2 protein-coding genes are annotated in these 2,293 nt (G+C 69.9%); one reads left to right on the forward strand and one right to left on the reverse strand.

All coding sequences use genetic code 11. From position 1 onward, the window contains the following. Positions 1-6 precede the first annotated feature (6 nt). Complete coding sequence (locus tag FV217_RS22175) at positions 7-2,022, reverse strand: TonB-dependent siderophore receptor (protein ID WP_246683147.1); 2,016 nt, start codon at positions 2,020-2,022, stop codon at positions 7-9. A 4-nt stretch (positions 2,023-2,026) separates the two neighbouring features. On the opposite strand from FV217_RS22175, the gene FV217_RS23605 reads away from it, so the two are divergent. Beyond that, positions 2,027-2,293: hypothetical protein (locus FV217_RS23605; RefSeq protein WP_246683150.1), on the forward strand; the 267-nt coding region annotated here is incomplete at its 3' end.

A 2,293-nucleotide genomic window follows, 5' to 3' on the forward strand; every position in this document is an offset into this window, starting at 1 on the left:
CCTTTTTCAGAAGTCGACGGATGCTGAGATGAGGACGGTTCTGGGCGCGCCTTGTGAGAGGACGCCGCGTCCTGTTGAGGCCCAGTAGTTGTTTCCGGTGAGGTTGACGACGTTGGCGCGCAGGGTGACGGGGCGCGCGTCGTAGAGGGTGGTGTAGCGCAGGCCGAGGTCGAAGGTGGCCCAGTCGGGGATCTTCTGGCTGTTGGCGAGGTCGTAGTACTGCGCCGCGGTGTAGATCACGCGGCCGGTCAGGCTGAGGCCGGGCGCGAGCCAGGGCGGCAGGTCGTACTCGGCGTAGAGGTTGATCTGGGCGTCCGGCACGCCGACGGCGGTCTTTCCGGCGGTGGCCGCGGTCTGCGAGCGGACCTGGACGCCGTCGAGCAGGCTGAAGCCGCCGACGAGGCGGATGCCGGGGACCGGCTCGCCGAACACCGTGACCTCGACGCCGTCGTTGCGCTGGCGCCCGCCGGCGAAGAACACGTTGTCGGCGCCGAGGAAGCCGAAGGGCTGCGCGATGGTGAAGGCGGCAAAGCCGACGCCGACGGTGCCGAAATCGTACTTGGCCCCGACCTCGGTCTGGCGCGAGACGAAGGCGGGGAAGGCGGCGGTGGCGTTGATCGCGGTGACGGGCGCCACCGGCGCGGTCAGGCCCTCGATGTAGTTGGCGTAGAGCGAGAGCCGCTCGAACGGCTTCACCACGAGGCCGATGCCGGGCGAGAAGGCGCCGGCATCGCTGCCGCCGGTCTTGAGGCCGGTGACGGGGGAGAAGGAGCGCACGTCGAGGCTCTGCCAGCGTCCGCCGAGCGTCAGCAGCACGTGGTCGTCGAGGAACGACAGCGTGTCGGCGATGGCGATCGAGCGGTTGATGCGCGTGCTCGTGGTCGGGGTCAGGCGGGAGACGCCGATGGGGGAGCGCTCGGGAAGCACGGTCGGCGCATAGAGGTTCGAGACGATGGTCGGGCCGACGGCGACGCCCGGCTGCTGGCCGTTGGCCTGCCAGAAGCCGACGGCGGCGAGGCCGAAGCTGTGCTTGACGAAGCCGGTGTCGAGGCTGCCGCGCAGGCCGGCCTCGGCGGTCTCGTTATCGATCTCGAACGGGATGAACTGGATCGGGTCGCGGTAGTCGCCGCGCGCGTTGAAGATCTGCAGCACGCCGCCGAAATACTGCTGGCGGAAGCTCGAGCGGCCGTAGGCGCCGTAGACCGTCAGGTCCGGGGTGAGGTCGTACTCGACCCGCGTGGCGATCTGCCTGTTGTCGCTGGTGCGGTACTCCCAGGGCTGGTGCTGGTTGAGGGTCAGGTCGGGCGCGCGGGGAATGCGGACGCCGGCGGCGACCGAGCGGTTGCGCAGGGGCGCGTCGAAGTCGAGCTGCTGATAGCCGAGGTCGAGGCTCGCCCGGAAGCGCTCGCCGCGATAGTCGAGCGCCAGGGCGGCGACGCCGAAGTCGACGCTCTGGTTGTCGATCGGGGTCCGGCCCTTGTTGATGGCGCCGTTGAAGCGGATGCCCCACTCCTTGCCCTCGCCGAAGCGCCGGCCGACGTCGACGGCCGAGTAGACCGTGGCGTTCGAGGCATAGCCGACCGTGACGCGGTTGAGCGGCTCGTCCAGCGCCCGCTTCGGGATCAGGTTGATGGTGCCGCCGATATTGCCGAAGGGCGGCACGCCCGAGAGCAGGGTCGAGGGGCCGTGCAGCACCTCGATCCGCTCGATCGGCTCGATCGCCGGGTTGAAGGAATCGGCGACGCCGTAGAGGCCGTTGAAGGCGATGTCCTGCGCGAAGTAGGGGAAGCCGCGGATGAAGAAGCCGAGGATGCCCGAAAAGGCCGGCACGTTGGTGCGGATCGAGGGGTCGTTGTCGACGACGTCCTGGACGGTGCGGGCCTGCTGGTCGCGGATGACCTTCTCGGTGAAGCTGGTCGCACTGAAGGGCTGGTCGAAGGTGTTGCGGTTGCCGAGCAGCCCGAGCCGCGAGCCCGACCCGACCTGTCCGCCGGCATAGGGCGGCGGCGGCGGGCCGACCACGCCGGTGGCGGGGATCGGGGCCGAGGCGGCGGGCGCGGCGGCCTGGACCGGGACGGCCAGGACCGGTCCCGCGGCCGCCGCCCTCGACGCTGATCTCCTCGATCGTGGTGGCGTTCTGGGCCAACGCCCCCGCCGCATCGACCATCAGGACGGCCGCGACCAGGATCGTACCGGTTCTGCCGAAGCCTGCGCCCAGGCCGTCCCGTCGCCCCGTGCCGGCTTCGCTGCGTCGATCGCGATCTCGCCGATACGTCATAAACAACAATCCACC

The organism is Methylobacterium sp. WL9 (genome assembly GCF_008040035.1).
In the GTDB taxonomy this organism is placed as follows: domain Bacteria; phylum Pseudomonadota; class Alphaproteobacteria; order Rhizobiales; family Beijerinckiaceae; genus Methylobacterium; species Methylobacterium thuringiense.